This is a genomic window from Streptomyces sp. NBC_01016, from assembly GCF_026341035.1.
Lineage (GTDB): Bacteria > Actinomycetota > Actinomycetes > Streptomycetales > Streptomycetaceae > Streptomyces.
Window position 1 is genome coordinate 67337 of sequence record NZ_JAPEOQ010000001.1, and the last position, 17725, is coordinate 85061.

General features: G+C 72.5%; 15 protein-coding genes and 1 tRNA gene. 10 read left to right on the forward strand and 6 right to left on the reverse strand.

Annotated features, from left to right (window positions below; all coding sequences use genetic code 11):
- The first annotated feature begins 97 nt into the window (after positions 1–97).
- The gene (locus OG746_RS00470) at positions 98–676 is read left to right on the forward strand and encodes a hypothetical protein (protein WP_266710644.1); all 579 of its coding nucleotides are present in this window, start codon (positions 98–100) and stop codon (positions 674–676) included.
- Between the two features lie 189 nt (positions 677–865).
- On the opposite strand, the gene OG746_RS00475 is transcribed toward OG746_RS00470, so the two are convergent.
- Together OG746_RS00475 and OG746_RS00480 are read right to left on the reverse strand one after the other, a co-directional pair.
- Positions 866–1738 carry a spermidine synthase gene (locus OG746_RS00475; RefSeq protein WP_266710646.1) on the reverse strand — a complete coding sequence of 291 codons (873 nt, stop codon included), beginning with the start codon at positions 1736–1738 and terminating at the stop codon, positions 866–868.
- Positions 1739–1817: 79 nt separating this feature from the next.
- Entirely contained in the window at positions 1818–2261 is a 444-nt protein-coding gene (locus OG746_RS00480) for a hypothetical protein (protein ID WP_266718623.1), read from the reverse strand.
- A gap of 295 nt (positions 2262–2556) precedes the next feature.
- Between OG746_RS00480 and OG746_RS00485 the strand changes: the two genes are divergently transcribed.
- Entirely contained in the window at positions 2557–3933 is a 1377-nt protein-coding gene (locus OG746_RS00485; RefSeq protein ID WP_266710648.1) for an NsdA family TPR-like regulatory protein, read from the forward strand.
- 821 nt (positions 3934–4754) lie between these two features.
- On the opposite strand, the gene OG746_RS00490 is transcribed toward OG746_RS00485, so the two are convergent.
- Positions 4755–5354, reverse strand: a complete 600-nt coding sequence (locus OG746_RS00490; protein ID WP_266710650.1) for a histidine phosphatase family protein — start codon at positions 5352–5354, stop codon at positions 4755–4757.
- A 242-nt stretch (positions 5355–5596) separates the two neighbouring features.
- On the opposite strand from OG746_RS00490, the gene OG746_RS00495 reads away from it, so the two are divergent.
- From OG746_RS00495 to OG746_RS00525, 7 genes are all read left to right on the forward strand, one after another.
- Entirely contained in the window at positions 5597–6526 is a 930-nt protein-coding gene (locus OG746_RS00495) for a phosphatase PAP2 family protein (protein WP_266710651.1), read from the forward strand.
- The gene (locus OG746_RS00500) at positions 6450–7607 is read left to right on the forward strand and encodes a hypothetical protein (protein ID WP_266710653.1); all 1158 of its coding nucleotides are present in this window, start codon (positions 6450–6452) and stop codon (positions 7605–7607) included. Before OG746_RS00495 ends, OG746_RS00500 begins: the two co-directional genes overlap by 77 nt.
- A complete protein-coding gene (locus OG746_RS00505; RefSeq protein WP_266710655.1) occupies positions 7604–9202 on the forward strand; it encodes a hypothetical protein in 1599 nt (532 codons plus the stop codon). The genes OG746_RS00500 and OG746_RS00505 overlap by 4 nt, the downstream gene beginning before the upstream one ends.
- Positions 9199–10566, forward strand: coding sequence for an AAA domain-containing protein (locus OG746_RS00510; RefSeq protein WP_266710656.1), 1368 nt, complete (start codon positions 9199–9201; stop codon positions 10564–10566). Before OG746_RS00505 ends, OG746_RS00510 begins: the two co-directional genes overlap by 4 nt.
- A 159-nt stretch (positions 10567–10725) precedes the next feature.
- Positions 10726–11076 carry a DUF8844 domain-containing protein gene (locus tag OG746_RS00515; protein WP_266710658.1) on the forward strand — a complete coding sequence of 117 codons (351 nt, stop codon included), beginning with the start codon at positions 10726–10728 and terminating at the stop codon, positions 11074–11076.
- Positions 11077–11222: 146 nt separating this feature from the next.
- Positions 11223–11864, forward strand: coding sequence for a bifunctional DNA primase/polymerase (locus OG746_RS00520; protein ID WP_266710660.1), 642 nt, complete (start codon positions 11223–11225; stop codon positions 11862–11864).
- Positions 11855–11928: transfer RNA gene (locus OG746_RS00525), tRNA-Lys, on the forward strand. Before OG746_RS00520 ends, OG746_RS00525 begins: the two co-directional genes overlap by 10 nt.
- A gap of 203 nt (positions 11929–12131) precedes the next feature.
- Here OG746_RS00525 and OG746_RS00530 read toward each other — a convergent pair.
- On the reverse strand, positions 12132–13421 hold the full coding sequence (locus OG746_RS00530) for a M6 family metalloprotease domain-containing protein (protein WP_266710662.1): 1290 nt from the start codon (positions 13419–13421) through the stop codon (positions 12132–12134).
- A gap of 497 nt (positions 13422–13918) precedes the next feature.
- Between OG746_RS00530 and OG746_RS00535 the strand changes: the two genes are divergently transcribed.
- Positions 13919–15586, forward strand: a complete 1668-nt coding sequence (locus tag OG746_RS00535) for a putative bifunctional diguanylate cyclase/phosphodiesterase (protein WP_524540452.1) — start codon at positions 13919–13921, stop codon at positions 15584–15586.
- 45 nt (positions 15587–15631) lie between these two features.
- Here OG746_RS00535 and OG746_RS00540 read toward each other — a convergent pair whose 3' ends face one another.
- Complete coding sequence (locus OG746_RS00540; RefSeq protein ID WP_266710664.1) at positions 15632–16711, reverse strand: LLM class flavin-dependent oxidoreductase; 1080 nt, start codon at positions 16709–16711, stop codon at positions 15632–15634.
- Positions 16712–16993: 282 nt separating this feature from the next.
- Entirely contained in the window at positions 16994–17725 is a 732-nt protein-coding gene (locus tag OG746_RS00545) for a maleate cis-trans isomerase family protein (RefSeq protein WP_266710666.1), read from the reverse strand.

A 17725-nucleotide genomic window follows, 5' to 3' on the forward strand; every position in this document is an offset into this window, starting at 1 on the left:
ACGGCACCGTACGCCATCCGGTGGTTTTCGGCCCTCTGCCGGGTGACTGCGGTGCTCACGGGACAGCCGGGGCGGGTGTGGTGCAGTATGGCCCGCGATGCACGAGAGCCCGCCCCCGCCTTCCCCGAGCCAGGACCACCCCGGCCGTCGACGGTTCACCCACGGCGTCGCGTGGCTGCTCGCCACCGGGGCCGCGGTGACGCTGTCGTGGTGGGGCGTGCACACGGTGATGTCGGGCACGGTGTACGACCCGCCGCAGGCGCTGCCCGTCGCGGCCACGCAGGACGAGCCGGACGCGAAGCCGCCGGTGTCCTCCTCGACCCACCGGCCGTCACCGTCGACGTCGACGCGCAAGCCGTCGGCGTCACCGAGCCGTACGTCACCGTCCCCGTCGAGGTCGGCGTCGTCCCCCTCGCCCACCCCTCGTACGACGTCCCCCGCGCCGCCGTCCTCCGGCTCCGTCAAGAGCTACGCGACGACCGGCGGCCGCGCGGTCTTCGACCTCCAGAAGACCTCGGCCACCCTCGTCTCCGCGACACCCGCCGCGGGCTGGTCGGTCGAGGTGTGGAAACAGCCGACGTGGATCCGCGTCGAATTCACCTCGGGCGAGAAAAAGGTCTCAGTCTTCTGCACGTGGCACGACCACGAGCCGACGGTGGAGATCGCGAAGTACTGACCGCTTTCAGCCCCGCTCTTGGACGAGAGCCCGCGGGGCCCGGGGCTTTCAAGCCCCGCTCTGGGACGAGACTCGCGGGGTCCGGGGCGGAGCCCCGATCTTTCAAGCCCAGCGGCGGGTGGGCAAATCCAGCCCCGCCGGCGATTGAGGCGCGGGGCCCGGGGCGGAGCCCCGCGACGTGGGCCACGGCTAGCGAAACACGGACGGTGGCGGAGCCGGAGACGCCTTCGCCGACGCATCGGTGACCGCCCCCACCCCACCCGTGAAGTCCACAAGCTCCTTGCCATGCACAACCCGCCCCGGATGAGGGTCCCCCGCCGCCCGCCGCGTCAACTCCGCCACACCCAACACCCCCGCGGACGCGACCAGCACCGCGTTCCCGAACCGCTTCCCCCGCAGCACCGCCGGATCGGCGACGAGCGCAAGCTCGGGAAAGACAGCCGCGGCAGTGGCAATCTGCCCCCGCAGATACGCGAGCGGCGGCCCGTCCGCGATATTCGCGACATACGTCCCCGCCGGCCGCAACACCCGCCGCACCTCCGCCAGGAACTCCATACTGGTGAGATGCGCGGGCGTCCGGGCCCCACTGAACACATCGGCCACGAGCACGTCCGCCCAGTCGTCGGGCAACTTGGCCAGCGCCTCACGCGCGTCGGCGGTCCGCACCCGGATCCGCTGCCCCGGGTCCAACGGCAGCGTGCCGCGCACGAGTTGGATCAGCGCTCCGTCACGCTCCACGACCTGCTGCGTGGAGCGGGGCCGGGTGGCGGCGACGTAGCGGGCCAGGGTGAACGCCCCGCCGCCGAGGTGCACGGCCTGCACGGGGCGGCCCCGCTCGGCGGCCAGATCGATGACGTGCCCGATACGGCGCTGGTACTCGAAGGTGAGGTGGCCCGGGTCGTCGAGATCCACGTGCGACTGCGGCGCACCGTCCACGAGCAGCGTCCAGCCGGCCGGACGGTCCCGGTCGGGCACCAGCTCGGCGAGCCCACCGTCGACCTTCTCGACCACGGCTTCCCGCCCCGCGCGCCCCTGCCCCTGCTTCCCTCGCGACCTTCCCATTCGGCCATTATCGACGGCCGCGCCCGGAACGGCTCAGCGGTGGTTGCCCACCGGGGCCCCGGCCCCCGCACGCACGGACTCAGCGGTGGTTGTCCGCCGCCTCGATCATGCGCGCCGCCTCGTCGAGCGCGGCCCGCAGCACCGCGGGGTCGGTGACCAGGTCCGTGAGCCCCTCCACGGGGTCCGGCGGGAGCAGCCAGCCCGTGCCCTCGACCGGTGGGTCGGGCCGGGCACCGAGCGCGAGGCCGCGGCCCTGCGTGTGCGTGCAGTCGCTGCCGGGCACGTCCCAGCCGTCGGCGGTGCCGGGCGGGACGAGGAAGCCGAGGGTGTCGCCGCCCCCGTCGTGCAGCACGGGACCAACCGTTTCCGTACAGCCGCGGCGCAGGATGTCGACCGCCTCCAGGCCCTGCCGGGCCGGCACGGTGACCAGGTCGCAGTCGCCCGGCGGCGATGCGCTGCTCTCCTCGCTCGGTCGATGCCGCACCGTCGTGGGAGTCGTTGGGGTCGTGGGAAGTGACAGCATGGGCTTGGTCGCGTCCAACACGTCGGTCCCTCCTCGCTCGTGGGGTTCCGCCGCAAGGTTCAACGCGTACGCGCCGTCAACAGCTACGGCGGCACGCCGCCGCAAAGGATGGCAGTTCATGGCGGATCGTGGGTGAGATATCCGGTTTGTAGCCAAACCCAGCGTGTCGGGGTCGTGACAGCCGGTACCTTCGAGCCTCGCCGGAACATGGAAGTTGCGGCAGCCCTCCCCTCGGGGCCCCGGGCGCTCCCAACTTCCCTGCCGTCCGGCACGGTTCGCACGGGAGGACCCGCTCATGACGTCGTCGCCGATTGCCTCGGACATCTCGACGCCGCAGTCTCCACGACCGAACCTCGCCTTCCGGGAGCTGCGCGGCCAGCGCTCGCCGGGCGAGTTCGCGGCCGCGGTGCGGCGCGCGGCCCGGGAGATCGGTGAGCGGGTCAGCTGCGACGCGCGCTACATCGGACGCGTGGAGGCCGGCGAGATCCGCTGCCCCAACTACGCGTACGAGCGGGTGTTCCTGCACATGTTCCCGGGCCGGACCCTCGCGGACCTGGGGTTCGCGCCCCGCTCTGCGGTACGTGGCCGGGGTGCGCGCCCCGCCGCTGCCACCGCCGACGCGCAGTACACGTGCCACGCAGAAAACAAGGAGAGCGACGTGCGACGTCGCGCATTCATGACCGGCATGACCGGTTCGACAGCCACCGTGGCCGTTGCCGCCCTGGCGCCCTTCGGCGTCCCCACGCTTCCCGCGGACCTCGACCGGCATCCGGCGCGGGCCGGGATCAACGCCGTCGAGGAGGCGATCCGGCGGATCCGGCTGCTCGACGACCGGCACGGCGCCGACGGCCTGTACCGGCGGGCCTCGACCCCGCTGCGGACCGCCTTCGAGCTGCTCGACGCGGGCCCGGGCCAGCGCGAGGTCACCGAGCGACTGCAGGCCGGGGCGGGTGAACTGGCCATTTCCGTAGGCTGGTTGGCCCATGACTCGGGCCGCTTCGACGACGCGCGCTCGCACTACGCGGAGGCGCTCGCGACGGCGCGGATGGCGGGCGACGAGGCGTTGGAGGCGCACGCGTTCTGCAACACGGCGTTCCTGGCGCGCGACGCGGGGCGCCCCCGCGAGGCGGTACGCGCCGCCCAGGCCGCGACCCGCGTGGCGTCCCGCCTCGGCTCGCCCCGGCTGCTCTCCCTCCTCGCGCTACGAGAGGCAGGCGGCTGGGCGGGGCTCGGCGACCAGCCCTCCTGCGAACGCTCGCTCGCCCGCGCGCAGGCGCTGTTCGCGCGGGGGGCGTCGGACGCGGATCCGGAGTGGATGTCGTTCTACGGCGAGGCCGAGTTGGAGGGCCTGGAGGCGCAGTGCTGGTCAGCGTTGGGCGGCTGGGACCGGGCGTCCCTGCACGCGCGGCGCGCGGTGGCCCTCCAGGATCCGCACTTCACCCGCAACATGGCGTTGTACACGGCCGAGTTGGCCGACGACCTGGCGCGCGCGGGTCACCCCGACGAATCGGCTGCAGAGGGTCTGCGCGCCCTCAACCTTCTCCAAGACGTCCGCTCTTCCCGCATCGAGGGCATGCTGGCCACGACGGCCCGCGTCCTCCTCCCCCACCGCCGCGCATCGGGCGTCTCCGCGTTCCTGGACACCCACGCGATGTCGCGCCGCTCGGCTTAGCCACCCACTCTTACGCCACGAGGCTCCGCCCCGAACCCCGCGCCTCAAACGCCGACGGGGCTGAAAGCTCGGGACTCTGCCCCGGCCCCGCGGGCTCTCGCTCGAAAGACGGGGCTGATTTCGCCGAACCGGCGTTACGGCCTCGGGGCTCCGCCCCGGCCCCCGCGAGTCTCGTCCCAGAGCGGGGCTTGATTTGCCCACCCACCGCGGCACTTGAATTGACCACCCGCCGCAGGGGCTTGAAGTGCCCCGCCCACCCGCAAGCGATCCCCCGGCTCCCGCCCATCTCCCACAGGGGCGTCGGCCCGACGGGGTGCCGCACCACGCCTTGGGCGACCCGGCGACGACCACGGCTCCCCACCCGTTGCGGTCGACGCCGTCCCCACCTTGGGCGAACCCCGCCAACCGCAGCTCCCCGCCCGTTGCGATCGACCGCCGCCCCCGCCTTGAGCAACGCCAACCCCGACTCCCCACCCCTTGCGGTCGACCGCCCCTGCCTTGGGCAATCTGCCGCCTGGGGCGGCAGGGTGGGCAAGGCGGCACCCCGGTGCCGCGCACCCCTCACGACAGACGCCAGCCCCGGCACGACCCCGGCCCGGGGCAGGCCGAAGCCCCCGGAGGGGGCGGGCGGGTGGGAAATGACCGGGCACCGGCACAGCCGGAAAGACACCGATGCCGCACGCCGAACGCAAAGGCACACACCCCGGCACAGCCGGACAAGGACCGATGCCGCGCGCCGAGCGCAAAGGCGCCGACCCCGGCACCGCCGGACAAGGACCGGTGCCGCGCGCCGAGCGCAAGGGCGCCGACCCCGGCACCGCTCAGCCCACCGCCAGGTGCCCCGTTTCGTTCCAGGACTCCAGCGCCGGCTCCCCGTACGCCCACCCGAGCACCGACAGCGACGTCGGGTTCAGCCGGATCCGCGCCGCGAAGTCCAGCGGGAATCCGAGCCAACGCGCCCCGATCGACCGCAAAATGTGGCCGTGGGCGAAGACGAGAACGTCCCGGTCGGCCGAGCGCACCCACTCCACGACCTCGTCGGCCCGCGCCGTCACCTCGGCGAGCGACTCCCCCTCCGGCACCCCGTCCCGCCAGATGAACCAGCCGGGCCTGCGCTCCTGGATCTGCGCCGGCGTCAGCCCCTCGTACGCCCCGTAGTCCCACTCCATGAGCGCGTCCCACACAGCCGCCCGCTCCCCGAACCCGGCAAGCTCACACGTCTCGCTCGCCCGCACCAGCGGAGACGTCCGGACCTCCACCCCGTCGAGCCCGTCGTACGGCGCACGCCCGAGCCGCTCCCCGAGCAGTTTCGCGCCACGCCTGCCCTCTTCCAGGAGTGGAATGTCCGTCCTCCCGGTGTGCCGTCCGGACAGCGACCATTCGGTCTGTCCGTGCCGGGCCAACAGGATGCGCGGTGCCATGAGGAGGCCTCTTTCGAAACTACAAGCAACTACAAGGGTTCAAGGGTGAACATAGGACGAGCGGGAAGGCTCGCCCCGTCCATCATCGCGCAACCCACAGGGAGGTCGCCCGGCGGGCAACCCGTGGCGCGATCGCTGCGTCTAGGAGGGTCGGGGGTCGCCCACACAGAGCCCCATATACACCGTAAGAGTGAGGCCGTGGCCAGAGGCCGGCGCACGAGCGAAGAGGGGGAGCGGCCCGCATGTCGCAGACCGACGAGGCACCGCGCACGGAAGCGATACCCGGCGCCGGGCTCCGCTGGTGGACGGAACTGCCGCTGATCCTCCTGGTGTACGGCGCGTACTCGGCGGGCCGACTGCTCGCCCGTGGCGATGTGGGACAGGCCGTCGACCACGGTCTCGCGATCCTCCGGGCCGAACAGGCCGTCCACCTCAACCTCGAGCACCCGCTGAACCGTCTCTTCACCCGCGAACCGTGGCTCGGCGTCCCCGCCGACTTCTGGTACGCCTCGCTCCACTATCTGGTCACGCCGATCGTCCTCGTCTGGCTGTTCCGCCGCCGCTCCGAGATCTACCGCACGGCCCGCACGTGGCTGATGACCTCGACGATGATCGGCCTCATCGGCTTCGTCCTGCTGCCGACCAGCCCGCCCCGGCTGCTCGCCGCGAACCACGGCTTCATCGACACGATGGCCCACTACAGCTCGTACGGCTGGTGGGGCGGCGCGGCCAGCGCCCCCAAGGGCATGGGCGGCCTGACCAACCAGTACGCGGCGATGCCGAGCCTGCACGTCGGCTGGGCGCTGTGGTGCGGCGTCCTGCTGTGGCGGCACGCCCGCTCCCCGTACGTGAAGGCGATGGGCGTCGCGTACCCGCTGCTCACCACGGTCATCGTGATGGGCACGGCCAACCACTACTTCTTCGACGCGCTCGCCGGGGTCGCGGCGATGGCCCTCGGCCTGCTCCTGACGAAGCCGGTGCGGCTCGTCGCGGCACGCCTGAAGGACCGGGCGGGCCTCGTGCTCGCGGGGGCGCAGGCCTCCCCTTCCGCCACGCACGCCCCGATTGTCAGTGGAGAATGCCAGACTTCCCAGGGTGAGCGAATTCCCCGACAGCGCAAGGCAGCCGCGTCGCAGGACAGCGACGACGGGGCTGCGGCACCGGCTCGCTGAACTGCGCGGCCCCGACCATCCGCCGCGTCCGCTGGACGCCCGGGCCCTGGCCGCGCTCGCGGCGAACCCGGGCTGCCGAAGGCGGGCGCTCCTGGACGGCGCGGGGGTCGACAAGGCGCGCGTAGCGGATGCGCTGGGCTCACCGTCCTCGTTCGGCCAGTCCCAGTTCGCCCTGGCCCGCGGCAATGTGTTCGAGGCGCGGGTGAAGTCGGACGGCGGCGCGGAGCTGCTCAAGCTCGTCCACGCACGCGTGGACGGCACCGCGCCCGAGCCGACGCCCGATGTCGTACGGGCCCCCGACCTGTCGGCGATCGGCCCCGAGGGCCGCACGGCGCGCACCGCGCTCGCCCTCCGGGAGGCCGTCGAGTCGCCGGGGACCTGGACGTTCCTCGACCACCCGATGCTGGCGCTCGATGTGGCGGGCAGCCCGGCGTTCCTGGAGCCGGACGCGGTGGTGGTGCATCCGGACGGCAGCTGGACGGTGGTAGAGATCAAGTCGTTCCCGATGATCGACGGTGCGGCGGACGCGTCGAAGGTGGGCGCGGCGGCCCGCCAGTCGGCGGTGTACGTGCTGGCCCTGGAGGAGGTCGCGGCGCGGATGCCGGACGCGGAGGTGCGGGTCAGGGACCGGATCGTCCTCGTCTGCCCCAAGGACTTCTCGAACCTGCCGGCCGCGTCGGCCGTCGACGTGCGCAAGCAACGGTCGGTGACGCGCCGCCAGTTGGCGCGCCTGACCCGCGTGGAGGACATCGCTGCGGCGCGTCCGCCGGGCACGGTCTTCGACCCGGAGCTGCCCACGGACGAGCTGACGGCGGCGGTCGAGTCGGTTCCCGCGACGTACGCGCCGGAGTGCCTGGCCGCGTGCGAGCTGGCGTTCCACTGCCGTGACCACGCGCGCGGGGAGGGCGCGGTGACCGCGCTCGGCCGCCCCTTGCGCGCCGAACTCGGCTCGCTGACCACGGTCGACGAGGTACTCGCCGCCGCCCACGGCGAGGCGGGCGACCCGGCGGACCCGACGGTGGCGGCGCTGCGCCGCGCGGCGACGCTGCGGGCCGAGGCACTCGGAGGTGCGCACCGGTGAGCCTGATCAACCATCTGGCCCGGCTGGAAGCCACCCACTCGGGACGCGCCCAGCGTTCGGCCACGGTGCGGCACCGCCACCTGTCCCAGCGCCCCCTGGTGGTCGTGCCGCTCACGACGGCCGGTGAGACCGGCGCTCCGCTCGGCGCGCTCGTCGGCACCGAGCGCACATCGCCGCGGCTCCTGGTCGTCCCGCAGCCCCGCGACCGCGACCTCCGCTTCGCGTTCCTGACGCAACTGGCCGATGAGGTCCTGCCGTACATCGACACGTACGCCACCGATGTCGAGGCCGCCGAGCGCAGCGAGGTCGACCCGGAGACCGGCAAGAAGGTCAAGGTCGAGGTCGAACTGTGCGCGGACGCCCCGCAGATGATCGTGCCGGGCCGCGCGGGCATCGAGTTCCTCCGCCTCCTCGGCCGCTCCATGCGCTTTCGCCGCACCGCCGAGCAGGACCCGGAGACGCCCTACCCCGCGCCGCCGCACGTCCCGCTCCTCGGCCGCTGGCTCACGCACTTCGGGGAGCGGTCACGGGTCCCCGGCTCCGCCCTGCTCCTCGCGATGACGGACCTGCTGTCGCGGCACTGGGCGACGGGCCAGTCGAGCCTGGAGGACCAGCACTTGGGCGCGCTGCTCGCCTGGATCGAGGCACCGGAAGGCACCTCGGGCGCGGCGGCCGCGCTCGGCGCCGAGCTGGACCGCGACAGGCACGGGCAGCTGCTCTGCCCGCCTGCGGGCCCCGCCACGGACCCCGCGTTCGACAACAAGCTGCTCGCGCCCGCGATCGAGCGCTACGACAAGGCCCGTACGCGCCACGCGGCCGCCGAGGACGCCGTCGAGGCCGAGGGCCGCCTCGCCGAACTGACCGCAGCCGAGCGGGAGATCAACGCCCTGGTCGAGTCCCGTACCCGGCCCACCTGGGACGCGGTGTGGCGCGGCCTCGACCAGCTGTGCACGCTGCCCGAGGGCGCGTACGCGGCGGAGCGCTGGACCCGCGACCGCTGGTCGTTCACCGGGCACCGCGACCGGGTCCTCGCGGGCGAGCCCCCGCAGCCGCGCCGCGACGACGCGGTGACGGCGGCGAACAAGCTGGCCACGCGCGAGCGCGAGCAGGCCCGCCTGGACGCGCAGGAGGCGCTGGACGACCCGCTGGTGATGGCGGGCCGCCGCCTCTCAGGCGAGGCGTTCGCCGGTGAGGTGACCGAGGTGGTGGCGGCGTACAACGAGAAGAAGCGGCCCCGCCCGCTCGTCACGCTCCGCACGCAGGACGGGCCGCGCCTCGGCGTGGGCGTGAAGGTGTACCGCACCCTCGAAGGCAAGCCGCAGACGGCCGAGTTCGTGGGTTACGAGGACGAGGGCGCCGAGGGCACGGACGCCCCCGTCGTGCTGCGGATCCTGGACAAGATGGGGCGCGGCAAGGAGCCGGCCGAGGGCTCGCTGCCGGAGAAGGGCGAGCGGATCTGCTGGACGCTGTTCGAGCACGAGCAGCGCGGCGGCCCCAAGCTGCCGGAGCCGGAGGAGACACCGTGGACGCACGGCGGCCCGCCGGGGACGGGCGCGGAGTCGCCCGACACCGTGACTTCGGAGGACGTGCTGTGACCACGACGACCACGCCCACAACCACGACCACCGCCCTCAGCCCGTCAGAGGCGGCCGGGCAGGCGACCGCCGCCATCCTCCGCGACACCCTGCACGGCACGGCGCGCGGCATCGTCGTCGACTCGCCTCCCGGCGCCGGAAAGTCCACCCTCGTGGTGCGCGCCGCGCTCGAACTCGCGGACGCGGGCCGCCCATTGATGATCGTTGCGCAGACGAACGCGCAGGTGGACGACCTCGTCCTCCGCCTCCACACGAAGAACCCGGAGCTCGCCGTCGGCCGACTGCACAGCAGCGACCCGGACGCGTACGAGAAGGCGCTCGACGACCTGCCGAACGTCCGTCTGTCGACGAAGGTCGGCGACCTGTCCCCGCTGCCGATCGTCGTCTCGACGGCCGCGAAGTGGGCGCACGTCAAGGACGTCGAGCCGTGGCCGCACGCGATCGTCGACGAGGCGTACCAGATGCGCTCCGACGCGCTGCTCGCCGTGGCGGGGCTGTTCGAGCGGGCGCTGTTCGTGGGCGACCCGGGGCAGTTGGACCCGTTCGCGATCGTCGGCTCGGAGCAGTGGGCGGGCCTGTCCTACGACCCGTCGGCCTCGGCGGTGTCGACGCTGCTCGCCCACAACCCGGAGCTGCCGCAGCACCGCCTCCCGGTCTCCTGGCGCCTCCCGGCGTCCGCGGCCCCACTCGTATCGGACGCCTTCTACCCGTACACGCCGTTCCGCAGCGGCACGGACGAGGGCGACCGGGAGCTGGACTTCAAGGTGGCGTCGGACGGTTCGGGCCCGGACCTGGTCATCGACGAGGCGGCGGCCTCCGGCTGGGGCCTGCTCGAACTCCCCGCCGCGCACACGCCACGTACGGACCCGGAGGCGGTACGGGCCGTGGCCCTGGTCGTACGACGACTGCTCGACCGGGAGGGCGTCACGCGCTCCGAGTCCGGCGAGGGCGCGCTGACGGCCGACCGGATCTGCGTCGGCACCGCGCACCGCGACCAGGCGGCGGCGGTACGGGCGGCGCTGGAGGACCTCGACGTCAAGGACGTCACCGTCGACACGGCGAACCGCCTTCAGGGCCGCGAGTTCGACGTCACCGTCGTCCTGCACCCACTGTCCGGACGCCCCGACGCGACGGCGTTCCACTTGGAGACGGGCCGGCTCTGCGTCCTCGCGTCACGGCATCGGCACGCGTGCGTGGTGGTGTGCAGGGCCGGAGTCGCGGACCTCCTGGACGAACACCCGTCGGCGGACCCGGTGCAACTCGGGGTGACGGTGAAATTCCCGGACGGCTGGGAGGCGAACCACTCAGTCCTGGCCCGCCTGTCCGAACACCGGGTCCACCACTCAAGCCCCTGCGGCGATTGAGCAGCGGGGTCCGGGGCAGAGCCCCGATCTTTTGCCCCGGACCAGCCCCACCCCTCCACCCGCCCCCGGCGGAGCCCCCCGCCCTCTTGCGGGCCGAAGGACAATGGAAGGTGGCCCGACACCGAACCGCGGGCCACCCCGGCAACAGGAGGCCGCACGATGGCGGAGCCCGACCGTACTCACCAGCCCCGGCTGCGACCCGCCCCGCTGATCTTCGAACCCGCGGAGGCGTCCGCCGACCCGGAGCACTTCTTCGACCTGGAGTCCATCGAGGACCCCCGCGACCTGCTCACCCGCGCCACGGAGCTGACCCACGCGTTCCGCTCCGCGGCGGACCGGTCCATGGAGTTCCAGGCCGTCGCCGCGGCGCAGCTCGCGGACCCGCGCCGCTTCGACCGGCTCACCACGGCGGACATCGCGGAGCGCGCGGACTGGACCGAGGACTATGCGAAGAAGATGGTCGAGTTCGGCCGCGATCTGCTGCGCGGGAGCCAGGAACAGACGACGTGACGAGGGCCGCGTCGGGGCCGCGCAGCGAGCCAGAAAGATCATTTGGCATATGCCAGGTGGGCAAGATACTCCACCCCGCCCACCCCTGTCCCGATTTTCCGCAACCCTTGGCAATCGCCCCCTCACCCCCTGTAGATGTATGAGGCATGAGCACCGCGACGCCTCCGTACTCCCCCCACGCCCCGTCGGCTACGGCCCCTGGCGCGCGTGACCACTTCGACATCTGCGACGTCACCCCCGAGGGAGCCGCCTGGCTCGCCTCCGCCGGGGCGTACCCCCGATCCACGCTCGCCCACTGGGAGGCGCGACCCACGGCCCCCGTCGTCCTCCCCTGCGGATCCGCCTTCGACGTGGTGAACGTGCCCGCGATCTTCGGCCGGCGGATGTTAGACCGCCTCTGGTCCGAGGGGCCCGGCTCCGGGCCCGTCGCCACGCACCGGGGCCGCATGCTCCTGTTCACCGCGCCGGGCACTGCCCAGCGCCTGCCGTCACTGCTCCACTGGGAGGAGTGGGGCCACGCGGTGCCGCCGCTGCTGTTCCACGGCGCCGGCGACGCGGTCACGGGCCCGGCCCCCACGACCCGCGCCGCGCTCCGGCCCGACCAGCGCCAGGAGTCCCGCTGGGTCGTCGCCCCCGACACCCGTCACCCCTGGCTGCCGGGACCCGAGGTCATGCGCTGGGCATGCGTCCGGGCGGCCCGCGCGAGTGCGCAGGCCGCGGTACGGATTTCGATTTTTCCTGCCCCCGATCCTGGTGCTAATGTCTACGACGTCAACCGGCGCCATTAGCTCAGTTGGTTAGAGCAGCGGACTCTTAATCCGCGTGTCCGGGGTTCGAGTCCCTGATGGCGCACCTAAAGACAAGGCCTCTCGCGAACCGCGAGGGGCCTTTGTCGTGCGCCTCGAGGGCGGGACACCCAAGCCGGGTAGGCAATTCAAGCCCCGCACTTGAACGAGAGCCAGCGGGGTCCGGGGCAGAGCCCCGAGGCCGCAACGCCGGTGCGCGTGGGGTCCGGGGCAGCGCCCCGAGGCCGCAACCACGGTGCCGGTGTGGGATCAACCCGCCGTCGTCACCTTCACCGTCCACGCCCCCGACGCCGTCCGGTTCTCCGCCTCGACGCGGATGTCGTCGCCCGGCACCGTGAAGGTTTCGCCGACGCCCACCGGGGCGTCGGCCAGGGGCGGGTAGACGGATTCGCCGTAGCAGGCCTCCGTGCGGGGGTGGGCGTCGAGGACCTCCATGGGGCCACCCCCGGACGAGGAATCGCTGCGTACGCGGTAGACGAGAACACCCCGGCTACAGGTCGCCGCATCATTGCCGGAGCCACCTCGCGCCTCCAGGGCAATGGCACTGTCGACACCCGTACGGATGACGGCGAGCTTGGTGCCACCACCCGTACCGAACGGAGAACCCGCCCCCCGCGGCCCCGTACTCAGCGGCTCCAGGGTCAGCCGGGTCTCACCACTGCGCTTCACACACGTCACCTGCCGCTGATCCAGCCACCCCAGCTTCCACTTGTGCCAGCCGAACAGGTCCGGCGAGAGGCCGAACTGGCTGCCCATGACGTCCCAGTCACCGACGTACGTGTCCCAGTCCCCTTTGCCGTCGGTCGGCCGGTGGTAGAGGTCGGGCAGGTCGAAGACGTGACCGGTCTCGTGCGCGAGCACATTGCGGTCCGGCGGGTGCCGCTCGAAGACCGTGACGATGCGGCGGATGTCCGTGCCGTCCGCGCGCATCGGTTGGTCGAAGTTCACGACCTTCGTCGCGTCGGAGTCGACGCCTGGCGCGTCCGGGTCGGCGACGAAGTAGACGACGTCGTACTTGCTGAAGTCCGTGTACGGATCCGCCGCCTTCAGGGCGTCCTGCAGATACGCGCTGCGGTGCGCGGCGTCCCAGTCGCGCTGTATGGCGTACGCGGTCGAGGGGTGCGGCATCTGGACCCACTGCCGCTGCGGATGCGGAACCAGGGAGAACTTCCCGTACGAGGCCCGGTCGAAGAAGCGGCTGGTGGACGGGAAGTAGTCGGAGGCCAGCTCGTCGGGCGTGTTCAGGGGCAGCGAGTCGGGAAACGAGAGGAAGACCATCACGGCGTTCAGGGTCTTCTTGGGCTTCGGATACGCCGGGTTCCAGGTGTCCAGGCCCTCGGAGTGGTGGGCCGCGGTGCGCTCCAGGGCGCAGGGCCCCGCGAACGGAACGGCCGCGGCCGGCCCCGCGACCAGCCCCATGGCGGCCACGGCCGCAAAGGCGGTGAGCCCCGCCGCGAGTGCGCGCGGGCCTGGCTTGTCCACTCCCGCGAGTGGCTGCGGACGCGGCAAGTCGACCTCCGGGACGGGAAAGCGGGACACCCAACCCAGAGTGTTGGTATTTGATGTGATTTGCCCTGTTTATCTGGCCCGGACGAGTGACCGACGACACTCCGGTCGATCACGGAACGTCACAGCCGATCGGCCACGATCGGGCCACGACAGGAGGTCGGTCTCCGGCGAGCAGAAACGATCTACCGGGGAGATGTTCGGCGGCCCGGAACCCATGTGCACCGCGATCCAGGCTGGATAGGCCGTCCGACCTGCCTCTATGATCGGCACACTTTCCTGCCGGGACCCCGCAGCAGACCACGCAACCATCCGACGCACCACGGGAGCGAGCGGTGAGCGCACAGCCCGAAGGGCCCACGACCGCGCGCCGGGTGGCTCCGCCCGGCCTACGCAACGATCCCCTCGCGGGGATCCCGGGGCTCACGGAGACCTCGAAGATCACGGAGGGTGATGGCGTGGGGTCGGCTTCACGGCCTCCGTCCGCCCAGACCCTCTACCGGCCGGCATTCGCGACGTCGCCGCTGGCCATGGCGGTCGTCGATCGCGAGGGCGTGATCGTCGGCGCCAACGACGCCGCATGCGCCCTGCTGTGCGGGGAGGACACCGGGCAGCTCGCCGGCCGTACCGTCGACGAACTGCTCGACCTGCACTCGGACCCGCGCACCGCGGACGCCTACCAGGAGATCCTGCGCGGGCGGCAGGCCCGGCTCAGCCGCACCCGCCGCCTCAAGCACCCCTCGGGCCACTCGCTGTGGCTGCGCGTCACGGTGTCACCGCTCCCGGACGCGGAGGCCGTGCTGCTCTCGCTCAGCGACATCACCGCGCACCGCGGCCTCCAGGACCGGCTGCACCACCTGGAGCTGCACGATCCACTGACCCGGCTGCCCAATCGCGCGCTGTTCTTCGAGCGCGTCTCCGCGGCCCTGGAGTCCGGGACGTACGAGAACACGGGCGCGACCGGGCGCGTGGGGCTCTGCCTGCTGGACCTCGACGGGTTCAAGGCGGTCAACGACTCCCTCGGGCACCCGGTCGGCGACCGGTTGCTCGTCGCCGTCGCCGAGCGGCTCACGCACTGCGCGGACCGCGCGCAGAGCGCCACGGGCGCCCCGCTGGTGGCCCGGCTCGGCGGTGACGAATTCGCGCTGCTCGTCGAGGACTCCACCGGTACGGAGGAGGTGGCGGAGCTCGCCCGGGCGGTCCTTGACGCGCTGCGGGAGCCCTTCGACCTCGCCGGTGAGCGGGTGTCCGTCTCCGCCTCGATCGGCGTGGTCGAGCGGCAGGTCACCGGCACCAGCACGACGGCCCTGATGCAGGCGGCCGACACCACGCTGTACTGGGCGAAGGCGGACGGCAAGGCCCGCTGGACCTTCTTCGACCCGGAGCGCAACGCCCACCGGATGACCCGTCAGGCCCTGTCGTCCAGCCTGCGGCCCGCGGTCGACCGGGGTGAATTCGCCCTGGAATACCAGCCGTTGGTGGAGATGGCGGACGGTGAGCTGCGCGGGGTCGAGGCGCTGGTGCGCTGGCGGCACCCGCAGTTCGGTCTGCTGTCGCCGAATCGGTTCATCCCACTGGCCGAAGAGGACGGCTCCATCGTGGAGTTGGGGCGGTGGGTGCTGCGGACGGCCTGCGCGCAGGCGCGGCGCTGGCAGGTGGAGCACCCCGCGGCGCCGCCGGTGTTCATGAGCGTCAATGTGGCGGTGCGTCAGATGTGGGACTCGGATCTGGTGGCGGACGTCGCGCAGATCCTCGCCGAGACCGGACTCCCGCCGGAACTCCTCCAGTTGGAGCTGATCGAGTCCGCCGTGATGGGCTCGACGGGACGGCCGTTGCAGGCGCTCCGGGCGCTGAGCGACATGGGTGTGCGCATCGCCATCGACGACTTCGGCACCGGGTACTCCAACCTCGCGTACCTCAGCCGGCTGCCCGTGTCGGTACTCAAGCTCGACGGGGCGTTCGTGCGGGGATTCGAGGGGGACGGGTCCACACCCGCGGAGCCGGCGGACGCGATGATCGTCGAGGCGCTCGTGCAGCTGGCGCACCGGCTCGGGCTCACCGTGACCGCCGAGTGCGTGGAGACGGCGGAGCAGGCGGAGCGGCTGCGTCGGCTCGGGTGCGACACCGGGCAGGGGTGGCTCTACTCGCGGCCGGTGGCGGCGGATCGTATCTCTGGGCTCCTTGCCGAGCGCAGATGATCCGCCGCCCTCAGGCGACCTCGGGTTCCCGGGCTTTCAGGGCTTTCAGGCGCGCGGCAACTCGTAGGCGTCCGCGATGAGTTCGTAGGAACGCAGGCGTACGTCGCCGCCGTGGGCGTTGGCCGTGAGCATCAACTCGTCGGCGCCCGTGCGCTTTTGCAGCTCGTCGAGGCCGGAGCGGACCTCGTCGGGGGTGCCGTGGATGACGTTGGAGTTCCAGGACTGGACGAAGTCCCGCTCCATCTCGTTGAACTGGTACGCCTCCGCCTCCTCGGGCGTCGGCACGAGGCCTGGGCGGCCGGTGCGGAGACGGACCATGTTGAGGGCGGCGGCGAGCACCTGGCGGCGGGCCTCCGTGCCGTCGTCGTCCGTCGCGAGCGCCGATACGCCGATGAGGGCGTAGGGCTCGGAGAGGGTCTCGGACGGGCGGAAGTTCTCGCGGTACAGGTCGAGCGCCGGGATCGTGTTCTGCGCCGAGAAGTGGTGCGCGAAGGCGAACGGGAGGCCGAGCGTCGCGGCCAGGCGGGCGCTGAAGCCGGAGGAGCCGAGGAGCCAGACCGGCGGGCGGTTCGGGTCCTGTACGCCGCCGGGGGACGTGGCCTGGACCGGGCCGGGGACGGCGTGGATGCGGGAGTACGGGTGGCCGTCGGGGAAGTCGTCGTCGAGGAAGCGGGTGAGCTCGACGAGCTGCTGCGGGAAGTCGTCGGCGCCTTCGTTGAGGCGGTCCGAGCGGCGCAGGGCGGCGGCGGTCGCGCCGTCCGTACCCGGGGCGCGGCCGAGGCCGAGGTCGACGCGGCCCGGGGCCATGGCCTCCAGCGTGCCGAACTGCTCCGCGATCACGAGCGGGGCGTGGTTCGGGAGCATGACGCCGCCGGAGCCGAGGCGGATGCGGTCCGTGTGGGCGGCCAGGTGGGCCAGGATCACGGCGGGGCTGCTGGAGGCTACGCCGGGCATGGAGTGGTGCTCGGCGACCCAGTACCGGTGGTACCCACGGTTCTCCGCGAGCCGGGCGATGTCGACGCTGGTACGGAGGGCATCGGTGGCCGTGCGGCCGGCCCCCACGGTGACCAGATCCAGGACGGAGAGGGGGGTCGGGGCAGTGCCCTGGGCTGCGCCGCGGATCACGGGTCCTCCTGCGTACGTACGGGGTATATGGCTTGACCCCGACGTAACGGAGGCCTACTCCGCTTTATTCCCGGCACCGTGGCCGGACCCCGCTTAACTGTCGCGCCGCACCGGGGCGCCGCCTTGCCCACCCTGCCGCCCAAGGCGGCAGATTGCCCAAGGCGGCAACGGCACCATCAAGCCCCGAGCAAATCAAGCCCCGCCGGCGTTTGAGGCGCGGGGTCCGGGGCGGAGCCCCGTGGCGTGGGCCCGAGGGGCCGCCACCCACCCCACCCGCCCCACTCACACCTGCACCACCGGCTCCTTCGTGAAGAGCGCGCCCAGGGCCGGCGCGTTGACCCGCCGGTCCACCAGTCGCAGCGCCTCCCAGACGGAGACCTGGTTCGCCGTGAGGACCGGCTTGCCGAGCTCGGACTCCAGGTCACGGACGTACGCCGCCGTGTGCAACGCCGTGTCGGGCAAAAGCACCGCATCCGCGTCCGGATGATCACCGGCAAGAGCCATCGCACGCACCTCGTCCCACCCCCACGTCCCCACCTCGGCCGCCGTGATGATCCCGCTCCCCCGGACGGCCAGGACCTCCGCCCCGGCAGCCTTGAGGAACGTAGCGAAATGGTCCGCGACGTCCTCCGGATAGGTCGCGGCGACCGCCACCCGCCGCGCCCGCACCTCCCGCAACGCGTGCGCGAAGGCGAAGGACGTACTGGAAGCGGGCAGCCCCGCCGCCCTCGCGAGCCCACGCACCTGCTCGTGCGCGCCGTCCCAGCCGAAGACGAAGCTCCCGGACGTGCACGCCCAGACCACCGCCTCCGCGCCGGAGAGCCGCAGTTCCTCGACCCCCGCGGCGAGGCGGTCCGGCGCGCCCATCTTCAGCAGCGCGTCGACACGGTGCGCGTCCTCTCCGATGTCGGTGTGGACGACAGGCAGCCGCACATCGCTGTCGATCAGCATCTCGATGCGCGGGTAGTCGTCCTCCGCGGAGTGTCCGGGGTAGAGAAATCCCAGCGAGGTCAT